The following is a 20,726-nucleotide window of genomic DNA, read 5'->3' on the forward strand; positions in this document are numbered from 1 at the left end:
TACAAAGCAAGATTATTATGTATTTGGTTTAAAGTCCTGAAGCATATTTTACGAGCTAGGATGCTCTATTTCAGGTAAGGATTAAGTTTTATGAGTGAATCGCAGCAAAGTCAAAATCAACCGCATTTGTTGCTCACAATGGCTATGATTGTTCTTGAAACAATTTTTACACTCATTTTGAAGCATGATCGCGTCATTGGTTTACAGGCTAAAAAATTTATAGATCAAAAAGTTGCGATTAAAATTAATAGCTATTTGCCTTATTTTGATTTTTACGTTCAATTTACTGAACATGGTGTTTTATTTGACAGCAAAGCACCAGAGCAAGCGGTTGATCTGGATATCCGCACCACTCTTATGGATTTAATTAAAGTCTTTGTGTTTGCCAATCGTCGCAGTATCAAAAAAATGCGTATCGATGGCGACCTGACACTAAAAGATGAATTTCGCGATTTAGCTTTACTTTTTAGCTTTCCAAAAGTTTTATCAGACTGGAAACAGTGGTTAACTGAACCGACTGATGAGCAAGATATTATTGCCTCTAAAAAACGTATTGCCCCGCTTTTAGAAAAAATTGACTTGCAACGCTCAAAAATAAATAGCCTGGAAGTTGAAGTGAAGCAATACCAAAATCGTATTCGTCGCATTCAACAAAAGCAAAAAAGAATGAATATCGTGTTTATTGTAACCACCGTGCTTTTGATTGCGTTATTAGTGTATAATTTATGGCTTGGATAAATATACGATTTTTCTTATAAAACAAAACAATTTAAAGCCTCATAAAAAACTTGACTATTTTAGTCAGGATTCTTAAAATCGACACATCTAGTCTTAACATGTGTATCGAATCATGCGTCTTACTACTCGCGGTCGCTACGCAGTGACTGCTCTACTTGATTTAGCTTTGCAGCCAACTGAAAAAACGATCACGCTTGCTGAAATTGCAGCTCGTCAAACTATTTCTGTTGCTTATCTGGAGCAGTTATTTGCGAAATTAAAGCGTCACGGCTTAGTTTCTAGTGTACGTGGTGCCAACGGTGGCTATCATCTTGCTCGTCGCGCTGAAGAAATCACTGTGCTAGAAATTATTGAAGCTGTAAACGAAACAGTTGACGCAACGCGTTGTGACCATAAAGGCAACTGCCAAAATGGTGCAATGTGCTTGACTCATGATTTATGGCAAGAACTCTCCCACCACATTGCCGATTATTTAGCAAAAATTACGCTTGCTGATCTGGTAGCACGTGACAACGTACAAACCGTTGCAATTCGCCAAAATTCACCAAGTTTTGATTCAGCCCTTTTATCGGTTACAGGTATTTGACATGAAACGTCCGATTTATCTTGATTATGCAGCAACCACTCCGGTAGATCCTCAAGTTGCAGAACGTATGATGGAATGCTTAACATTCGATGGTACCTTCGGTAATGCTGCATCTCGTTCTCATGCTTACGGGTGGCAGGCAGAAGAAAAAGTAGAATATGCACGTGAACAAGTTGCCAATTTAATTAAAGCAGATCCACGTGAAATCGTGTGGACATCTGGCGCGACTGAATCAGATAACCTTGCACTAAAAGGTATTGCACAATTCTATGCCTCTAAAGGCAAACACATCATTACAAGTAAAATTGAACATAAAGCAATTTTAGATTCTTGCCGTGAACTCGAAGAAGAAGGTTTTGAAATTACCTATCTTGAGCCAGAGCCAAAAACAGGTTTAATTACGCCTGAAATGGTTAAAGCTGCGATTCGTCCAGATACCATTCTTGTTTCACTGATGATGGTGAACAACGAAATTGGTACCGTGACAGATGTTGCTGCAATTGGTGAAATCACACGCGCAAATAAAACCTATTTCCACGTCGATGCTGCTCAAGCTGCAGGTAAAGTTGAAATTGACCTTTCAACCATGAAAATTGATTTAATGAGTTTCTCTGCTCATAAAATTTATGGTCCTAAAGGTATTGGCGCACTGTTCGTACGTCGTAGCCCACGTGTTCGTCTTAAAGCTCAAATGCATGGTGGCGGTCATGAACGCGGTATGCGCTCTGGTACACTTGCAACTCACCAAATCGTGGGTATGGGTGAAGCATTTGAACTTGCCGGTAAAAACCTCGAATCTGAACAAAAACGCATTCGTGTATTACGTGACAAACTTTGGAATGGCTTACAAGGTTTAGAACAAGTGTTCTTAAATGGCCACCCTGAATACAATGTTGCAAACTACCTCAATGTAAGCTTCAACTTTGTTGAAGGCGAATCATTGATGATGGCATTAAAAGATGCCGCTGTATCTTCTGGTTCTGCATGTACTTCTGCAACACTTGAGCCTTCTTATGTACTTCGTGCATTAGGTTTGTCTGATGAGCTTGCGCACAGTTCGATTCGTTTCAGCTTCGGTAAATATACCACTGAAGAAGATATCGACCATGTACTTGAAATAACCAAAGCTGCTGTACAGAAATTACGTGATCTTTCTCCTCTTTGGGATATGTACAAAGATGGTGTTGATCTGTCTACAGTCGAATGGGCTGAACACTAATTTATTCTTGGCATCTTATAGAATTTCAGTAAGATGCCCCCATATTAAATCTTATCAAGGCTGACCCCGAGGTTTGGAGACGCATCATGGCTTATAGTGAAAAAGTAATTGATCATTACGAAAACCCCCGTAATGTTGGTGTTTTAGATAAAAACGCTGAAAATGTTGGTACAGGTATGGTTGGTGCACCCGCTTGTGGTGACGTTATGCGTCTTCAGATTCAAGTGGATGACAACGGTGTGATTGAACAGGCACGTTTCAAAACTTATGGTTGTGGATCTGCTATTGCTTCAAGCTCGCTTGTCACTGAATGGCTTAAAGGTAAAACTTTAGACCAAGCACAAGCAATCAAAAACATTGATATTGCAACTGAACTCGCGCTTCCTCCAGTGAAAGTACACTGTTCTGTACTTGCTGAAGATGCAATTAAAGCTGCTGTTGAAGACTACCGCAGCAAAAAAGCTAAAGCTTAATGGCTTTAAGTTTTGAATAAGGAATAACGGAGTTTTCATGATTCATTTAACTGAAAATGCTGCAACTCATATCAGCAATTACTTAAAAAATCGCGGTAAGGGTGAAGGCATTCGCGTTGGCGTGAAAACTTCAGGCTGTTCTGGTTTGGCATATGTACTCGAATTCGTTGATGAAATTGATACCCATGATCAAATTTTTGAACAGTTTGGTGTTAAGGTTTTCGTTGATCCTAAAAGCAGTGTCTATCTAGAAGGTTTAGAAATGGACTATGTGAAAAATGGCTTAAACGAAGGCTTCGAATTTAACAACCCGAATAAAAAAGGTGAATGTGGTTGCGGTGAATCTTTCACTGTTTAATCAATCCCCTTCATCCTCTTTTAAAAATTAAAACAGTGTACAATACACTGTTTTAATTACATTTATATTTGCAGTTATTTTTATAGAACTTTCGCGGATCAAATCTCCCATGAATCATTTTGAGTTGTTCAATCTTCCTGCAGCACTCGATATTGATTTAGCAGCTTTAAAAAATGAATTTTTAAAATTGCAGCAACAATATCATCCCGATAAAGCTGAAGACAAAGATCAGGCACTGATCAAGTCAAGTGAAATCAATCAGGCGTTTAAAGTTTTATCTCAAGTTGATAGTCGTGCGGGATATTTGCTTTCGTTAAAAAAACAAGATCACCTTCTAGATCAATCCATCAGTGATTTTGAATTTTTACAATCTGCGCTAGAAATTCGTGAACAGCTGGATGAAGCCCATGCTGCCGACGATTTGATTTCACTTAAACAAGAAGTTCAGCAATGGATTGACAGCTTGGTTCGTGAATTTAAAATTGACTATACTGAAGAAGATTGGGCTGAAGCGCGCGATACAGTGCGTAAGTTACGCTTCTTCCAAAAAGTCATGGCCGATATCGACAAAGCTGAAGATCGCTTTTTAGATGATGATTCTTTCGATCTTGACGATGATTTTTAATTTATTTTTACTTTTAGACGTTCAAAGGATGTAACACAATGGCTCTCTTGCAAATTGCAGAACCTGGTCAATCAAGTGCGCCCCACGAACACCGTATTGCTATTGGTATCGATTTAGGTACAACACACTCTTTAGTGGCTACGGTTTTATCAGGCAAAGCCAAAGTTCTTAACGATGAACAAGGTCGCGTGTTACTCCCGTCGATTGTGCATTATGCTGATCAGGCAACTCAATATGGTGATGAAGCAAAAGCCTTCATGACCAGCGATCCTAAAAACACCATTGTTTCTGTTAAGCGCTTTATGGGTCGTTCAAAAGCGGATATTAAATTCCAGCATCCGTATACACTGGCGGGTGAAGATCACCAAATGCCAGCTTTTGAAACCAGTCAAGGTCGTAAAACCCCTGTTGAAATTTCTGCTGAAATTTTAAAACAATTGAAAGAACGTGCTGAAGCAAGTTTAAAAAATCCAATTAATGGCGCGGTAATTACTGTGCCAGCCTATTTTGATGAAGCTCAACGTCAAGCAACCCGTGATGCAGCACAATTGGCCGGTTTAAATATTCTGCGCTTGCTAAATGAACCGACTGCTGCTGCGGTCGCTTACGGTCTAGATCAAGAAAGCAATTTAGCTTCTGACCGTAACTATGTAATTTATGATTTAGGCGGTGGTACTTTTGACGTTTCTATTTTGCGTTTTACCCAAGGTGTATTCGAAGTTTTAGCGACTGGTGGTCATACTGCACTCGGTGGTGACGACTTAGACCGCTTGATTGTGAAATGGGCGAAGAAACAGCTTAATATTGAAACCCTGGATGATGCAGAACATGCACATCTGATGGTTGCTGCACGTAACGCCAAAGAAACATTAACAGATTTAGAATCTGTTGAACTTCAAGCTCTAGATCAAGTTTTAACTTTAGATCGTGCAACCTTTGAAGACATCATTAAAATTGCTTTAGATAAAACCATTAGCGTATGTAAACGTGTGATGCGTGATGCCAAACTTGAACTTGATGATATACAGAATGTCGTTCTTGTCGGTGGATCAACCCGTTCATATGCAGTACAAAAAGCTGTTCGCGATGTGTTCAATCAAGAACCTTTATGCACAATTAACCCAGATGAAGTGGTTGCGATTGGTGCAGCCATTACTGCAGATCAGTTGATTGGTAACAATACAGATGGCTCATTGCTGCTGGATGTTACTCCACTCTCTTTAGGTTTAGAGACCATGGGTGGCTTGGTTGAGCGTCTTATTTCACGCAATACCGCTATTCCTGTAGCACGCCGCCAAGAGTTTACCACCTATCAAGATGGTCAAACTGCGATGTTGATTCATGTGGTACAAGGTGAACGTGATCTGGTTGAGCACTGTCGTAGTTTAGGTCGTTTTGTTTTACATGGCATTCCACCCATGACTGCTGGCCAGGCACGCATTGAAGTAACCTTCCAGGTCGATGCAGATAGCTTACTGACCGTTTCAGCAAAAGAGACCACCTCGGGCGTACATGCTCAAATTGATATTAAACCGTCTTATGGTTTATCCGATTCTGATACTGAACGCTTATTGATTGAAGGTTTTAAATTTGCTGAAGAAGATAAAAATCTTCGTCATTTGCAAGAAACCAAAGTTGAAGCACAACGTGAACTTGAAGCGCTAGAACAGGCACTTAAAGTGGATGCTCAGCTATTAACTGCCGAACAGTTAGAGTCTTTAAATCAAGCTAAAGCTCAACTTGAAGCTCAACTTAAAACGACTGATATCAAAGCTATTGAACAGGCTGTAGAACAGCTTAAAATACACAGTGACGCTTTTGCTGCTGCGCGTATGAATCAACATATTGATGCTGCCCTAAAAGGCACTAAACTTGATGACTGGTCAAACTCACCCGAATAAATAGGTAAAAATTATGCCACGTATTAAAGTTCTTCCACATGCGCAAATTTGCCCGAACGGTGCTGAGTTTGAAGTTGAACAGAATGCTAATCTTTGTGAAAGCTTATTGAAAAATGGTATCAAGATCGAGCATGCATGTGACATGTCTTGTGCATGCACCACTTGCCATGTTGTGGTTCGCAAAGGTTTTGACAGCCTAGAAGAAATGAATGACGTCGAAGCCGATTTACTCGATCGTGCTTGGGGTCTTGAACCGGACTCACGTCTTTCGTGCCAGGTTAAAATTGTGGATGAAGATTTAGAAGTTGAAATTCCGAAATACACCATTAACCATGCTTCTGAAAATCATTAATTGATTCAGGATTAAAAAAACCACGCTAAGCGTGGTTTTTTTATATTTCATTTAATCGCAATGATGCTTAGTGATACTGTTTATATTAATGATATTGTTCATCTTTCTGATCTTCTATCACTTCATCTGCTAGATTCAATTTTACTACACCTTGAGAATTGGTCATTTTTTGCTGTTTTTGTATGCGCTTAATCATTTTTTCCAAAACATTGATCAGCTCTGGATATTCATAGTTTTGAACTTCATCCAGATTCAGCAATAAATGGAAGCCTTTATACTCATAATCAAACCAACGCTGATAATCCGATTTACGTGAAGTATATTTTTCCATCACTTGCCATGTATTCACCGGACCTTGAATACCTTTAAGCTTAATCGGTGCTTTAGGTGCACACAAATAATCATTTTTAATTAAATTATAGGTATCATCTGAGATTAAAATTTCATCAACTTCTGCTGCACTTTGTAAACGCGCTGCCAAATTTGCATCACGTCCAACAATGGTATAGGCCATACGATGAGCCGCACCATAATTCCCAACGTGACAATATCCGGTACTGATCCCCATACGAATATGTAAAGCGGGATAGCCCATTTTAATCCATCGCTCTCTTAATAATTTCATTTGCTGACGCATATCAATCGCCATGTCTAAACAAGTTTTTGCATCTTGTTCAACACCTTGAGAAATGGGATCACCAAAGAAAATTAAAATTGCATCCCCCATAAACTTATCGACAGTCGCTTCATACTGTTTCGCAATTTCTGTCATATGGCTTAAATAGTCATTGAGTAAGAATGCCAAGTCATCGGGAATAAGGGTTTCGGAGAGCTCGGTAAAACCTTGAATATCTGAAAAGAAAATGGTCATTTTCTTACGTTTGTATTCAATTTTGGCTTCCGACTCACCTTTCATGATCGATTGCCACAATTGTACCGGTGCATAACGGCTGAGCTGGTTGGCAAACTCCATATAACGATTCATTTGCTCATAATAATAAGCTTTACGATCGGTAATATGCTGGATTTGACTACGCTGGTAAAAACTTCCCACACCAAAATAAGTGATGAGACAAATAAAGCCCAGGACGGTTAATTCGCCTGTAGTTTGTTCAAAATATTCGCCAAATCCAAAAATAAAGATATTACACAGATAGAAAATTGCGATTCCAATCAAACTCGCCAGTGACACCATGAGAAATGAAATTTTATTACTGATTGCAGTATACAGAAGTGCAAAAAGTGAAATAAAAGTCAGCACAAGGTTTAAATGAATGGCGGATAAAATAACTGAAATGGCAACAACATCAATAAGAAATAACAGACTGCGTTTTGTTTTTGAATTATAACGGTACAGCAACCCATTCGATAACTTTGGGGTAATCAGCAAGACAAACAACAAGAATAAAGGGACATAGATCTGATATTGCGTATCAGAAGAAGTGTAATGATAGACGATGATGAGTAAAGACAACATGATATATCCCATCAAACGATGAAAATATTCAAATTGTCTCGGCTCTTTTCTAATCCAGTCGTCTAATGGCACTCAATCGCTCCTGGTCCCAGTATTCAAACCATACATTCCCTGTTTGGCTTTTTAAATCGCTTTGAATTAGTCCATACGCCAATCAAATGGCATATCACCTTGACCACGTAGCGCAAGCATTAAAGTTTGACGCATATGTGCAAGGACTTCATTGGTATAAGGAACAGCTGGCGTTCCCCAAACTGGTTTTGGCCAAGCGACGTCATTTTGGTAACGCACGACATGATGAAAATGCAATTGTGGAACCATATTTCCTAAAGCAGCAACATTCATTTTGTCTGCACGGAATACACGCGCCAATTGGCTTGATAACCAGCTAGATTCACGGAGGAATTGTTCTTGGTCAGCCTGACTTAATTCATATAATTCGCTAATACCCGGTACACGCGGAATTAATATGAGCCACGGAAATTGCATATCATTCATTAAACGACATGTTGACAGTGGAAAGTCGCCTACAAAAAAAGTATCTTGAGCAAGTTGTGGATGCAAACTAAACATATCTTTATAAATTATGCAAAATTAGAATGATGGCTAATACTATCACATCCAATGAGACGTGAATATTCTATGCAATGTGTTTCATTACAAATAAACCACTATTTGCATTGAACACTCAAGCGCAGATAAATTTAATAAATTCCCTTAAAAATTCAAGTATTTCTTTTCAGTAAATCTTAAATTATGAGCAGATTAAGCAGTGAGTGCATATTATTTATGCACCCACTTTCTGATCAGTGAATTTCTTTTAGCAAACTCGCCAGCAAATCGGAAATAAACTGAATTCTTTTTTGATAATCTTCCAGCATCACCATGATTTTTAAACGTTGACCACCATCCATACGGAAAAAAGTCGGATGTTTTTGCATCATTTGAATAATGCTCATGGCTTGAACCGGGGTATCTGGTGAAAATTCAATATGACCGCCATTTGCACTAATATCAACCTTGGTAATCCCCAACTGCTCTGCTTTTAAGCGCAGTTGATGCACGGCAAATAATTGCTTCACCGGTTGTGGTGGCACACCAAAACGGTCAATCAATTCCATACGGATATTATCGAGTTTTTCTTGACTGTCGGTGTTACTGATCCGTTTATAGAACATCAGACGTTGGTGTACATCACCTAAATAGTCATCCGGAATCAAAGCCGGCATATGCAGGTTAATTTCAGCTGTTAACGACAATGGCGCATCGAAATTCGGTGTTTTGCCTTTTTGAATGGCTTTAGTCGCTTTTTCAAGCATTTCCATATACAGGCTATAACCGATCGCGTGCATAGAACCACTTTGTTGCTCACCTAAGAGCTCACCTGCACCACGAATTTCCAAATCCTCAGTTGCAAGCATAAAACCGGCCCCTAAATTCGATGCACGCTGAATCGCATCCAGACGTTTTTCAGCATCGCCTTTTAAGCCCTTAATTGAAGGCACAAGCAAATAGGCATAGGCTTGATGGTGTGAACGTCCGACACGACCGCGTAATTGATGTAACTGTGCAAGACCCAGTTTGTCGGCACGTTCAATCAAAATGGTGTTGGCATTTGGAACATCAATCCCAGTTTCAATAATGGTTGAACACACCAAGACATTGTATTCTTTATGATAGAACTGCTGCATCACCTGCTCCAGTTCACGCTCGCGCATTTGACCGTGTGCAACCGCTACCCGTGCTTCCGGAACCAACTCGCGAATACTGGCTGCGGCACGTTCAATACTATCGACTTCATTATGTAAAAAGTAAACCTGCCCACCACGAAGTAATTCACGCAGAATGGCTTCTTTAATGGATTCACTGGTGTGTTCTTGCACAAAGGTTTTGACTGCCAAACGACGTGCTGGAGGTGTGGCAATAATCGATAAGTCACGCATCCCGCTAAAAGCCATATTTAAGGTACGCGGAATAGGCGTTGCCGTCAGGGTCAGCATATCGACATCGGCACGCATAGCTTTGATACGTTCTTTATCTCGCACCCCAAAGCGATGCTCTTCATCGACAATCATCAAACCCAGGTTTTTAAACTGGATACTTTCCTGCAGAATTTTATGTGTTCCAATCACAATATCGACTTTACCGTTGGCTAAATCTTCGGTAATTTTCAGATGGGTTTTATTTGAACCAAAACGAGAAAGCACTTCAATCCGAATCGGCCAGTCAGCAAAACGGTCTTTAAAGGATTCATAATGCTGTTGTGCAAGCAAGGTCGTCGGCACTAAAACCGCGACTTGCTTATTGTTTTGTACTGCTAAAAATGCTGCACGCATCGCGACTTCGGTCTTACCAAAACCAACATCACCACAAACAAGTCGATCCATCGGTTTTGCAAGTTGCATATCATGCAAGGTCGCTTCAATCGCATTGGCCTGATCTAAGGTTTCTTCATAGGCAAAGCCACTGGCAAATTGCATATAGGGACTTTGCTCCAGTTCAAAACTAAACCCGGGTTTTGCCTGACGACGTGCCTGAATATGCAACAGTTCAGCGGCTACATCATGAATCTGCTCCAAGGCTTTACGTTTTGCCTTGCTCCAGGCATCAGTGCCTAATTTATGTAATGGTGCTAAATCAGGATCGCCACCACTATAGCGGCTGATTAAATGTAGGTTGGTGACAGGAACATAAACTTTGGCAGCATCGGCATAATCCAGCTGTAAAAATTCATGATCCTGATCATCAATACTTAAAGTGACCAAACCGGCATAACGCCCCACGCCATAATCAATATGCACCACAGGCGCGCCAATACTCAGCTCGGTTAAACTCCGGATCAGGAATTCTTCTGAAACTTCTTGCTGGCGTTTACGACGGCGCTGCACTACGCGATGTTCATAGAGCTGATTTTCAGAAATCACGGTAAGGTGATTCGGAATCACCAAACCACGATCAAGTGGCGCACTGGTAATCGCTATCGCATGTAATGATTTTCTAAATTCTGCAAAATTTTCAACACTGGGAATATCACCCAAGGTAGGACGCAAAGCATCCTTTAAGGTTTCACGGCGACCTGCACTTTCAGCGACTAACAGTACCTGATGATTTGCAGCATCAATATACTTTTTAACAGCCGAAAAAGGCTTTTCTTGTTTGGGATCAACGGGTAAACGGGGTGGCAATTCCGTATTGAGATTAAGGACACCTGTCTTTTCTACAAATTCTTCTGGTGAGGCAATGATTCTGGCAAAGTGATTCAGTTGTTCCAAAACCTGATTCGGTTGCAGGAATATTTCTTCTGGCGACAAAATGGGATGATCAACATTATGGCGACGGTCTTCATAGCGTCGAACCACATCTTTCCAAAAACTGGTTAAGTCTTCATCTAGATGCTTATCTGTAATGACAATGCCATTCCGTGGTAAGTACGCCATCAAAGTACTTTGTGTTTCCATTGCTTCTTTGCTAAAGAATAACGGGAAATAAAACTCCAGCCCCGGAGAAGCAATACCCTCTAAAACATCTTGATAAACTGGATTTTTCTTGGGATTAGCACTCGGAAAACTTTCTGCATAACGGTCACGAAAAGTCGTACGCCCTTCTTTGAGTGGAAATTCTTTGGCCGGCAATACCGAAAACTGTTGTAAATTTTGAGTGGTTCTTTGCGTTTCAGGATCAAAGAATTTTAAGCTCTCAATTTCATCATCAAACAAATCAATGCGTATAGGCGAATTTTGCCCAGACGCGTAAATATCCATAATGCTGCCGCGCACCGCAAACTCACCATGATCATAAACGGTATCAACCAAATGATAGCCGGCTTGGATCAAACGCAGTTTTTGTTGTTCTAATTCAAACTTTTGTCCAACTTTGATATCGAAATGTTCACCCAACACCCATGAAGTGGGTGCGACACGCTGCACTAGCGTTGAGGCAGATAAAAGTAACACGCCTTGCTGCGGCATATTCGATAAAATTGAAAGACGTTCTGACACGATATCCTGATGCGGAGATAATCGGTCATAAGGAAGAATTTCCCAATCAGGGAAAATGGTCGATTTTATCCCGTAAAATTCTAATTCACTTTCCAACTGTCCCAAATGCTGATTATTTCTGGCAACCACAATGAATAACTGCTTATTTTGCGTCGCAATTTCTTTGAACAATAAAGATGCAGATGAGCCTTGTAAATTACCGACCCAGCGTTTTTCGCCTGCTTTTAATTGCTGCAGATTTAATTGGGAAATTTCTTGTTGGAACATGTATATAGCTTTTGGTCTAAATGACATGAGCAGTATATTAGCATGGGTTTTTTCTCGGTTGAGTTATTTTTATATGCGACCGATTTTTCCATCTAAATCCTTTTAGATGTCATGTCTTCAAAGCCTGTTTTCCAATTATTTTTCGCGTAAGAAATTGCGATAATAGTCATTCAGCTTTTTAATGATTTGCTTCAACTGCAACAAATTTTCTTCAGTGTTGCCTAAACGCGCTACAAAACGTTGACTGGCAATTTCCAGATCAATTTTTTCATTGATAATCATAGAAGTGAAATACAATTCTTTTAAATCATCAAATTTGTTTAATTTTCGATTGGAGAAATAAGATAAACGTTCAGACCATTCATTGAGCACAATACCATCGACGATATAGCCCTGTTCTTGATGGAATTGGATATTATTTTCTTGAAGAAAAAGTTGTTCAGGAGATGGCTTGGAACTTTTAAACAGTCTTGAACTTGTAAATAGTCCAGCAAGTTTATTTAACATAAGCATTACAATTATTAAAAATCCTGACTATTTTAACCCTCAGCTGCTTTATCTCCAGCACTATTTTTCATAAAAAAGGCAGCAGCTTAAACTGCTACCCTTTCAACACCGTGACAATTAAAGTTTTGCACAAACCGAGTTAACTCACTTGTGCCAATAGCTCATGTTGTGCTGTCACTTCTGAAACCAGATTGCTAAAGGCAAATATTTCATCTAACTGTTCTTGAGTCAGTAATTCCTGTTCCAAGACAATCTGTTGAATGGTTTTGTTTTCAGCAATACATTGCTTGCCAATTTCATCACATTTGGCATGACCCAAAATTGGATCGAGCAAAGTTACAATGCCAACACTTCGCATCACAGCGTCGTAGCACACTTGTTCATTGGCTTGAATGCCTTGAATACATTTACTATCCAAACTCGAAATGGCTTGGGTTAACAATTCAATCGATTCATTAATTGCAATCGCTATGACAGGTTCCATCACATTTAACTGTAATTGTCCAGCTTCTGCGGCCATGGTCACGGTTAAATCATTACCAATCACTCTATAAGCAATCTGATTAACCACTTCAGGAATCACGGGATTGATTTTGGCAGGCATAATCGATGAGCCGGCTTGTAATTCAGGTAAGCGAATTTCACCCAAACCGGTACGTGGACCTGAACTCAATAAGCGCAAGTCATTACAGATTTTTGAAAGTTTAACGGCAAGGCGTTTAAGCGTACTAGATAAAATAATAAATACACCACAATCGCTGGTGGCTTCAACATAGTCTTCCGCACCAATTAAATTCAGGCCGGTAATTTTATTTAAAGATTGAATGGCTTCATGCGCATAGCCTTGAGGTGTATTAACCCCTGTACCAATGGCTGTTGCACCCAAATTCACTTCCAGTAAAAGTTCACGTGTCCGTTGAATCAGTCGTATATCTTCTTTTAACAAAGTTGCAAAAGCACGAAACTCTTGTCCTAAGGTCATCGGAACCGCATCTTGTAATTGGGTACGCCCCATTTTTAAAACAAACTGAAACTCTGCAACCTTTATATGCAGCGTATCAACTAATTTTTGAATCTGAAGTAATAAATCATCCAGACTATAATACGTCGCTAAACGCAAAGCCGTGGGATAGACATCATTGGTTGATTGGGATTTATTCACATGATCATTGGGGTGAATATGTTCATATTGCCCCTTATGAAAACCTAAATGCTCTAATGCAATATTGGCCAATACCTCATTGGTATTCATATTAATTGATGTTCCTGCTCCACCTTGATAAACATCCAAAGGAAAAGCATGACTCCATTTCTCTGGAGATTCGATTAATTCATTACACGCCCGCTGAATCACCTGACTGACTTGTTCAGAAATTTTGCTAAATTTTAAATTGGTCTGTGCTGAAGCCTTTTTGACTTGGGCCAAAGCACGAATAAAATGATGATGATTTCCGACTTTCTGATTAGAGATTTGAAAATTCTCTAAAGCTCGTAAGGTATGAATACCGTAATAACATGCTGCCGGAACTTCCTTTGCTCCCAACAAATCACGCTCTATTCTTGTATTATCGAGTTGAACCGTAGACACTTTTAATATACTCACATTTATGCACTAGAATTGTGCAATTGAAAAATATTAAACCTTTGCTCTATTTTGAATATTGTAAAAAGATATTTATTTGGCAATGCTCTATAACCAATTACAGCAGCTTTGTAGCTATTGTAAGCACTTGTAACTACCTTTCTGCTTTCAATTTTTCTGATCAAAAAATTAAATTCAAAAATCTTTTTAGAGTGATTTTCAATTCACACTAAGCCTGTATGCTGTCCATATAAATGACATTAAGCACCAAATTTATAACTGATTAATTTTATTATATTTTTATCAATTGTATCTAAAAATACATTCCGCTACACAACATGCTATTAAATCCCTTCGAAATGTTACAGAACGTAATTTCAATTTTATGTTTGAATCACCGCCTTACTGAATATGTATAAAAATTCATCTTGGACAGATGTATCCATAAGGACAGAAGGATGAGCACATGAGTCAACTGAACCCGACATTAATCACATTTATTTTTTATATCCTCGCCATGGTCGGTATAGGACTATATGCCTATAAGGCAACGACCGATTTTTCAGATTATATTCTCGGTGGACGGAGTCTAGGTAGTGTGGTCACCGCACTTTCAGCAGGTGCATCGGATATGAGTGGATGGTTGTTGATGGGGCTGCCCGGCGCAATTTATCTGTCAGGCTTATCAGAAGCGTGGATTGCCATTGGACTGATTATGGGTGCATGGCTGAATTGGCTGTTGGTCGCAGGGCGACTGCGTGTGCATACCGAAGTGCAAAATAATGCATTAACCCTGCCTGATTATTTCACCAGTCGTTTTGGCGACCGAAAACGTGTGCTACGGATTATTTCAGCTTTAGTGATTCTGGTGTTTTTTTCGATTTATTGTGCTTCTGGCATGGTTGCGGGCGCCCGATTATTTGAAAGTATTTTCGGTATGTCTTACACTACTGCCCTTTGGATCAGCGCAATTGCAACCATTAGCTATGTCTGTATTGGCGGCTTTCTGGCCATTAGTTGGACCGATACTTTCCAAGCCGGATTGATGATTTTTGCCTTGATTCTTACTCCAATTATGGCTTACCTCGCACTCGGTGATCATAGTCAACATTTGGCAACCGTGATTGAAACTGCTCGTCCTCATGCCACCAATATGCTTTCAGGTTTAAGTACGGTTGCAATTTTATCTTCCCTTGCATGGGGCTTAGGCTATTTTGGTCAGCCACATATTCTGGTTCGTTTTATGGCAGCAGACTCGGTTAAAACCATTCCAGCGGCACGTCGTATTGGTATGAGCTGGATGATTCTATGTTTAGGTGGTGCTGTGGGTGCTGGTTTCATTGGCATTGCCTACTTCCAGTATCACCCAGAACTTGCAACCGTGGTATCACAAAATCCTGAAACCATTTTTATGGAGCTGACCAAAATTCTGTTTAATCCATGGATTGCAGGGATTATTTTGGCTGCCATTTTAGCTGCTGTGATGAGTACCCTTAGCTGTCAGCTTTTGGTCTGTTCAAGCACCTTAACTGAAGATTTATATAAATCCTTCCTGCGTAAAAATGCCTCGCAAAAGGAATTGGTCTGGGTTGGACGCTTCATGGTGTTAGCCATTGCAGTGCTAGCGATTGGCCTTGCCAGCAATCCAAGTAGTAAAGTTTTAGGTCTGGTTGCCTATGCCTGGGCAGGTTTTGGTGCTGCTTTTGGCCCGCTGATTATCTTGTCCTTGTTCTGGAAACGCATGACCTTAAACAGCGCAATCATGGGCATTATCGTCGGTGCTGTGACGGTTATTTTGTGGAAGAACACTATGGCGAGTACGGGACTGTATGAAATTATTCCCGGTTTCATTCTGTCATTCTTCAGCATTGTCGTAGTGAGCTTGCTCGAAAAAGCACCGTCTCAAGAAGTGATGCAACGTTTTGAACAGGCAGATGAATTGTATAAAAAAGAAATGGCTGAATTAAAAAATGGAATACCAGCTCAACCTGAAAATTCATTATAACGTTCGGATGAGGTGTATCGAAATTTGAATGCGATATCAGGGGCTGACGCCCCTTTTATTAATTCTATTTTTGCATTTTGGTTTTCAGATGAATCTTGGAACTTTCTTTAATCACTTCCATCACCGGATAACTTCGGGTTTCTTTTACCCCCGGAAGTTGCCACAGCACTTGCCCTGAAATCTTGCGGAATTCTTCCATGTTGGCGCAGCGGATTTTCACCACAAAATCAAAACCGCCACTAATCATATGACATTCCACAATTTCAGGATATTGCATTACCGCATCTGAAAATTCATCCAAGACATTAGGTGTGGTTTTATCCAGTAAAATTTCCACAAACACCACAAAACTGGCATTCAGCATGTCAGGATTCAGCTTGGCTTCATAGCCTAAAATAAAACCATCTTTCACTAATTTCTGTACACGGGCCAAAGCTGCAGTGGCTGATAAATTCACAGCTTCCGCCAATTTTATATTTGAAATTCGTCCATCATTTTGCAGAATATCTAAAATTTTGATATCTGTTCTGTCCAATGTAAAAATCGGGCTGGTCATCTGAATTATTCTCTAAAATGAATAAAAATTATAGTGAGTTATTCGGCGTTCTTTCTGTAATCATAAATTATATAAGGTATTTCACTCAACAAAAATATTGGCAGTCACAGGACGTTGGCATGAATATGATGGACACAGACACTCACTTCGACCAAGCAAAACCTCACTTTGAATATATTACTGAATTCAAAGAAAAGAATGATTATGAAGTTGAAATAAACACTGCTTGGCGTCGTGCTGAACCCGAATGTGTTAAACATTTACTTGAACATAGCCAAATTTCTGAACAGCTGAATCAGCGTATTTACGACTTGGCTTTCAATCTTGCGCATACCCTGCGTGAGCGTAAAAGCTCTGCCGGTAAAGCTGGAATTGTGCAAGGTTTATTGCAAGAATTTTCATTGTCTTCTCAAGAAGGCATTGCACTGATGTGTCTGGCGGAAGCATTGCTTCGTATTCCGGACAGTGCGACACGTGATTTATTGATTCGTGACAAAATTAATCAGGGCAACTGGAAAGAACATGTCGGGCAAAGCAGCCTGATGTTTGTCAATGCCGCTGCATGGGGCTTAATGCTGACCGGCAAACTGATGGAAACACCAAAGCAAAATAGCTTGTCTGGCGTACTCACTGGTCTTTTAGCTCGTAGTGGTCGGGGTATTATCCGTAAAGCCGTGGATGTGGCAATGCGGATGATGGGAGAACAGTTTGTCACTGGCGAAACCATTCAAGAAGCGCTAGAACATGCAGAACCTTTAGAAGATAAGGGCTTCCGTTACTCTTACGACATGCTCGGTGAAGCAGCACTCACAGAATATGATGCTGAACGTTATTATCAAGATTATAGCAATGCCATCCATGCCATCGGTCAAGCTTCACAAGACAAAGATGTTTATGACGGCCCGGGTATCTCGATTAAGCTTTCTGCCCTGCATCCACGCTATCAACGTGCGCAGATTGACCGTGTGCATGACGAGCTGTATCCAAAAATTCTGCAATTGGCTGAACTGGCGAAACAATACAATATCGGACTGAATATTGATGCTGAAGAATCTGAACGTCTGGAAATATCTTTAGAATTACTAGAACGTCTGTGTTTTGAGCCTAGCCTTGCCGACTGGAAAGGCATTGGCTTTGTAATTCAAGCTTATCAAAAACGCTGTTTCTACGTGGTTGACTATGTGGTGGACTTAGCAAAACGCAGTCAAAAACGCTTGATGATTCGTCTGGTCAAAGGCGCGTACTGGGATAGCGAAATCAAGAAAGCTCAAATTGATGGCATGACCGACTATCCGGTATTTACCCGTAAAGTGCATACTGATTTATCTTATATTGCCTGTGCAAAAAAACTCTTAGCAGCACCACAACAGATTTACCCACAGTTTGCGACGCATAATGCCCAAACACTTGCGACCATTTACCATTTGGCTAATCCAGAGCAATACTACACCGGTCAATATGAGTTCCAGTGTTTGCATGGCATGGGCGAACCCCTGTATGAACAGGTGGTGGGCAATAAAAAAGATAATAAACTCGGTGTGCCGTGCCGTATCTATGCGCCAGTCGGAAATCATGAAACTTTACTGGCTTATCTGGTGCGACGTTTACTGGAAAACGGTGCCAATACCTCTTTTGTGAATCGTATTGCAGATAAAACTTTAAAGATTGATGAACTGATTGAAAATCCACATTCAGAAATTCTAAAAAATGCAGCCAAAGAATCACAAATGGGTCAGAAGCACCCTGCTATTCCCTTAGCGCCCGATTTATACGGCGATATTCGTCCGAATTCAGCCGGTTTAGATTTAGCCAATGATCATGAGTTAATGCGACTGAATCAAACAGCGCAAAATTTCAGTCAGCAGCAATGGCAAGCTCAAGCTTTAGGTAAAAACCTGGCTATTGAAAATAGCACTAATGATAGAATCTCTCACAACCTAGCTATTTTAAATCCTGCCAATCATTTAGATATCGTCGGTCATGTACAGGAAGCAACCCTTGAGCAAGTGAAGCTAGCACTTGAAAATGCCGTCAATGCCCAAGCTGAATGGAGCAATACACCGAAAAATGCACGTGCAGCTTACCTTCAACGCGCTGCGGATATCATGCAATCACGCATGCAAGAATTAATGATTTTACTGTGCCGTGAAAGTGGTAAAACCTATGCCAATGCGATATCAGAAGTACGTGAAGCTGTAGACTTCCTGCGTTATTACGCCGCTCAAATAATCGATCTGGATCAAGACACGGTTATTCAACCATTGGGTACGGTGTTATGTATTAGCCCGTGGAATTTCCCCTTGGCTATTTTCACAGGACAGATTGCAGCAGCGTTGGTTGCCGGAAATACTGTACTTGCAAAACCGGCTGAACAGACTCCTCTGATTGCCGCGCAAGCCATTCAAATCTTATGGCAAGCCGGTATTCCTCAAGATGTGGTGCAACTTCTTCCGGGACAAGGTGAAACAGTCGGTGCGCAATTAAGTGGGGATGCTCGCATTCAAGGCATCATGTTTACCGGTTCAACTGAAGTTGCCAAAATTTTGCAAAAAACTCTTGCCCAAAGACTGAGTAATTCTGGTCAGCCTATTCCTTTAATTGCGGAAACTGGGGGGCAAAATGCCATGATTGTGGACTCGTCCGCATTAACCGAACAGGTCATTTTAGATGTTGTAAGCTCAGCTTATGACAGTGCCGGTCAACGCTGTTCAGCTTTACGTGTACTCTGCGTTCAAGAAGACAATGCAGATAGTGTCATCAATATGCTGAAAGGTGCGATGCAACAACTGCGAGTTGGTAATCCATTTTTATTGAAAACTGATATTGGGCCAGTAATTGATGTTGAGGCGCAAAACAATATTCAAAAACATATTGATCAAATGCGCAGTAAAGGCCATCCCGTTCATCAGCTGATGTTGAATGCGGCACCAGATCAATCTTTAACACAAGGTACTTTTATTCCACCGACCCTGATTGAGTTGCCTAATCTGGATGATTTGCAACGTGAAGTTTTTGGTCCAGTCTTGCATGTGATTCGTTATAAATACGGACAATTGGAACAGTTACTTGAACAGATTAATGCCAAAGGTTATGGCCTCACCATGGGACTACATACCCGTATCGATGAAACCATTCAAACAGTGATTGCACATGCAGAAGTCGGCAACCTATATATTAATCGCAATATTGTTGGTGCTGTAGTCGGGGTACAGCCTTTTGGTGGTGAAGGCTTGTCAGGTACCGGGCCTAAAGCGGGTGGTCCGATTTATCTGTATCGTTTGATGCAGCACTGCTCTGCCAAGAAACTGGCCCAACCATTTGCAACTCAAGCTCAAGGAACACAGCCAGCACATCAACCTTTATACGAGATATTTTACACTTGGGCTGAAAAGAACTTCCCTCAATATAAACTAACTCCATGCCCTGCTTTTTGTTCAGGTCATCATTATGAGTTACAAGGACCGACCGGTGAAAGTAATCAATATGTAGTGCTACCAAGAAAGCGGGTGCTATCTTTGGCCGATCAAGAGCAGGATCAAATTCAGCAATTATGCGCAATTTTTGCAGTCGGCAGTCAGCCTGTCGTTCTGGCTGAAAATACTTTTGTGCTCAAGTATCTGCCAAAAATGCCGAAAGAAATTGCAGACTGTTTTGCAGTTATCCAAAGCATTGAAACAGATGATTTTGATGCAGTTCTCCACCACGGAAGAAAAGCTCAACTGCAAAAGTTGCAAACTCTAATTGCCTCGCGCCAAGGTGCCATTATCGGCATCACCCATTTGGAACCGCTTGATTACCGTATTCCATTAGAGCGATTAGTCATTGAGCGTGCCATCAGTATCAATACCGCAGCAGCAGGAGGTAATGCCAGCCTGATGACCTTAACTTAAAGCTCATCTTAAAAACTTAACTACAGCGCTTAATCCTATAGCTCGATGTTTTTCCTCTTTACCAAGTCAACCACTCCCTGGTCAGGTTGGCTTGGTTTCTTTTTATGTTTAATCCCCCTTTCTAATTAAGCGAGTCGTTATTCCATTTATCCTGCGAGCTTAGGATTACTCAAAATAGAGTTGCTCTAAATA

The 20,726-nt window shown here is 40.5% G+C and carries 16 protein-coding genes; 10 read left to right on the plus strand and 6 right to left on the minus strand.

All coding sequences use genetic code 11. The features are described from left to right. Window positions 1-90: 90 nt before the first annotated feature. The 8 genes from B9T23_RS06000 to fdx all read left to right on the plus strand — a co-directional run bounded on the left by B9T23_RS06000 (window position 91) and on the right by fdx (window position 6,252). Window positions 91-738, plus strand: a complete 648-nt coding sequence (locus B9T23_RS06000) for a hypothetical protein (protein ID WP_086193419.1) — start codon at window positions 91-93, stop codon at window positions 736-738. Window positions 739-850: 112 nt separating this feature from the next. Beyond that, complete coding sequence (locus B9T23_RS06005; RefSeq protein ID WP_067724659.1) at window positions 851-1,324, plus strand: Rrf2 family transcriptional regulator; 474 nt, start codon at window positions 851-853, stop codon at window positions 1,322-1,324. A 1-nt stretch (window position 1,325) separates the two neighbouring features. After that, entirely contained in the window at window positions 1,326-2,543 is a 1,218-nt protein-coding gene (locus B9T23_RS06010; RefSeq protein WP_086193420.1) for an IscS subfamily cysteine desulfurase, read from the plus strand. An 86-nt stretch (window positions 2,544-2,629) separates the two neighbouring features. After that, complete coding sequence (gene iscU / locus B9T23_RS06015) at window positions 2,630-3,016, plus strand: Fe-S cluster assembly scaffold IscU (protein ID WP_004651785.1); 387 nt, start codon at window positions 2,630-2,632, stop codon at window positions 3,014-3,016. Window positions 3,017-3,053: 37 nt separating this feature from the next. Further along, window positions 3,054-3,374 carry an iron-sulfur cluster assembly protein IscA gene (gene iscA / locus B9T23_RS06020; protein WP_067724655.1) on the plus strand — a complete coding sequence of 107 codons (321 nt, stop codon included), beginning with the start codon at window positions 3,054-3,056 and terminating at the stop codon, window positions 3,372-3,374. 109 nt (window positions 3,375-3,483) lie between these two features. Then, complete coding sequence (gene hscB, locus B9T23_RS06025) at window positions 3,484-3,999, plus strand: Fe-S protein assembly co-chaperone HscB (RefSeq protein WP_086193421.1); 516 nt, start codon at window positions 3,484-3,486, stop codon at window positions 3,997-3,999. 38 nt (window positions 4,000-4,037) lie between these two features. Continuing rightward, window positions 4,038-5,900, plus strand: a complete 1,863-nt coding sequence (hscA, locus tag B9T23_RS06030; protein WP_086193422.1) for a Fe-S protein assembly chaperone HscA — start codon at window positions 4,038-4,040, stop codon at window positions 5,898-5,900. Between the two features lie 13 nt (window positions 5,901-5,913). After that, the gene (gene fdx, locus B9T23_RS06035) at window positions 5,914-6,252 is read left to right on the plus strand and encodes an ISC system 2Fe-2S type ferredoxin (protein WP_067724649.1); all 339 of its coding nucleotides are present in this window, start codon (window positions 5,914-5,916) and stop codon (window positions 6,250-6,252) included. 85 nt (window positions 6,253-6,337) lie between these two features. On the opposite strand, the gene B9T23_RS06040 is transcribed toward fdx, so the two are convergent. From B9T23_RS06040 to aspA, 5 genes are all read right to left on the minus strand, one after another. Next, complete coding sequence (locus tag B9T23_RS06040) at window positions 6,338-7,801, minus strand: adenylate/guanylate cyclase domain-containing protein (RefSeq protein WP_086193423.1); 1,464 nt, start codon at window positions 7,799-7,801, stop codon at window positions 6,338-6,340. Between the two features lie 66 nt (window positions 7,802-7,867). Then, on the minus strand, window positions 7,868-8,302 hold the full coding sequence (locus B9T23_RS06045) for an HIT domain-containing protein (protein ID WP_067724645.1): 435 nt from the start codon (window positions 8,300-8,302) through the stop codon (window positions 7,868-7,870). A 233-nt stretch (window positions 8,303-8,535) separates the two neighbouring features. Further along, window positions 8,536-11,994, minus strand: coding sequence for a transcription-repair coupling factor (mfd, locus tag B9T23_RS06050; protein WP_086193424.1), 3,459 nt, complete (start codon window positions 11,992-11,994; stop codon window positions 8,536-8,538). Between the two features lie 135 nt (window positions 11,995-12,129). Beyond that, window positions 12,130-12,501 (minus strand): hypothetical protein, encoded by a 372-nt coding sequence (locus B9T23_RS06055; protein WP_086193425.1) that lies wholly within the window; start codon window positions 12,499-12,501, stop codon window positions 12,130-12,132. Between the two features lie 139 nt (window positions 12,502-12,640). Beyond that, window positions 12,641-14,089 carry an aspartate ammonia-lyase gene (gene aspA / locus B9T23_RS06060; protein WP_086193426.1) on the minus strand — a complete coding sequence of 483 codons (1,449 nt, stop codon included), beginning with the start codon at window positions 14,087-14,089 and terminating at the stop codon, window positions 12,641-12,643. Window positions 14,090-14,549: 460 nt separating this feature from the next. Between aspA and putP the strand changes: the two genes are divergently transcribed. Continuing rightward, complete coding sequence (gene putP, locus B9T23_RS06065; protein ID WP_086193427.1) at window positions 14,550-16,088, plus strand: sodium/proline symporter PutP; 1,539 nt, start codon at window positions 14,550-14,552, stop codon at window positions 16,086-16,088. A gap of 64 nt (window positions 16,089-16,152) precedes the next feature. Here the strand turns inward: putP and B9T23_RS06070 are convergent, their stop codons facing one another. Continuing rightward, window positions 16,153-16,644 (minus strand): Lrp/AsnC ligand binding domain-containing protein, encoded by a 492-nt coding sequence (locus B9T23_RS06070; RefSeq protein ID WP_086193428.1) that lies wholly within the window; start codon window positions 16,642-16,644, stop codon window positions 16,153-16,155. Between the two features lie 119 nt (window positions 16,645-16,763). Between B9T23_RS06070 and putA the strand changes: the two genes are divergently transcribed. Beyond that, entirely contained in the window at window positions 16,764-20,534 is a 3,771-nt protein-coding gene (gene putA, locus B9T23_RS06075) for a trifunctional transcriptional regulator/proline dehydrogenase/L-glutamate gamma-semialdehyde dehydrogenase (protein WP_086193429.1), read from the plus strand. The last annotated feature ends 192 nt before the right edge of the window (window positions 20,535-20,726 follow it).

This window comes from Acinetobacter terrae (assembly GCF_002135195.1).
GTDB classification, from domain to species: Bacteria; Pseudomonadota; Gammaproteobacteria; order Pseudomonadales; family Moraxellaceae; genus Acinetobacter; species Acinetobacter terrae.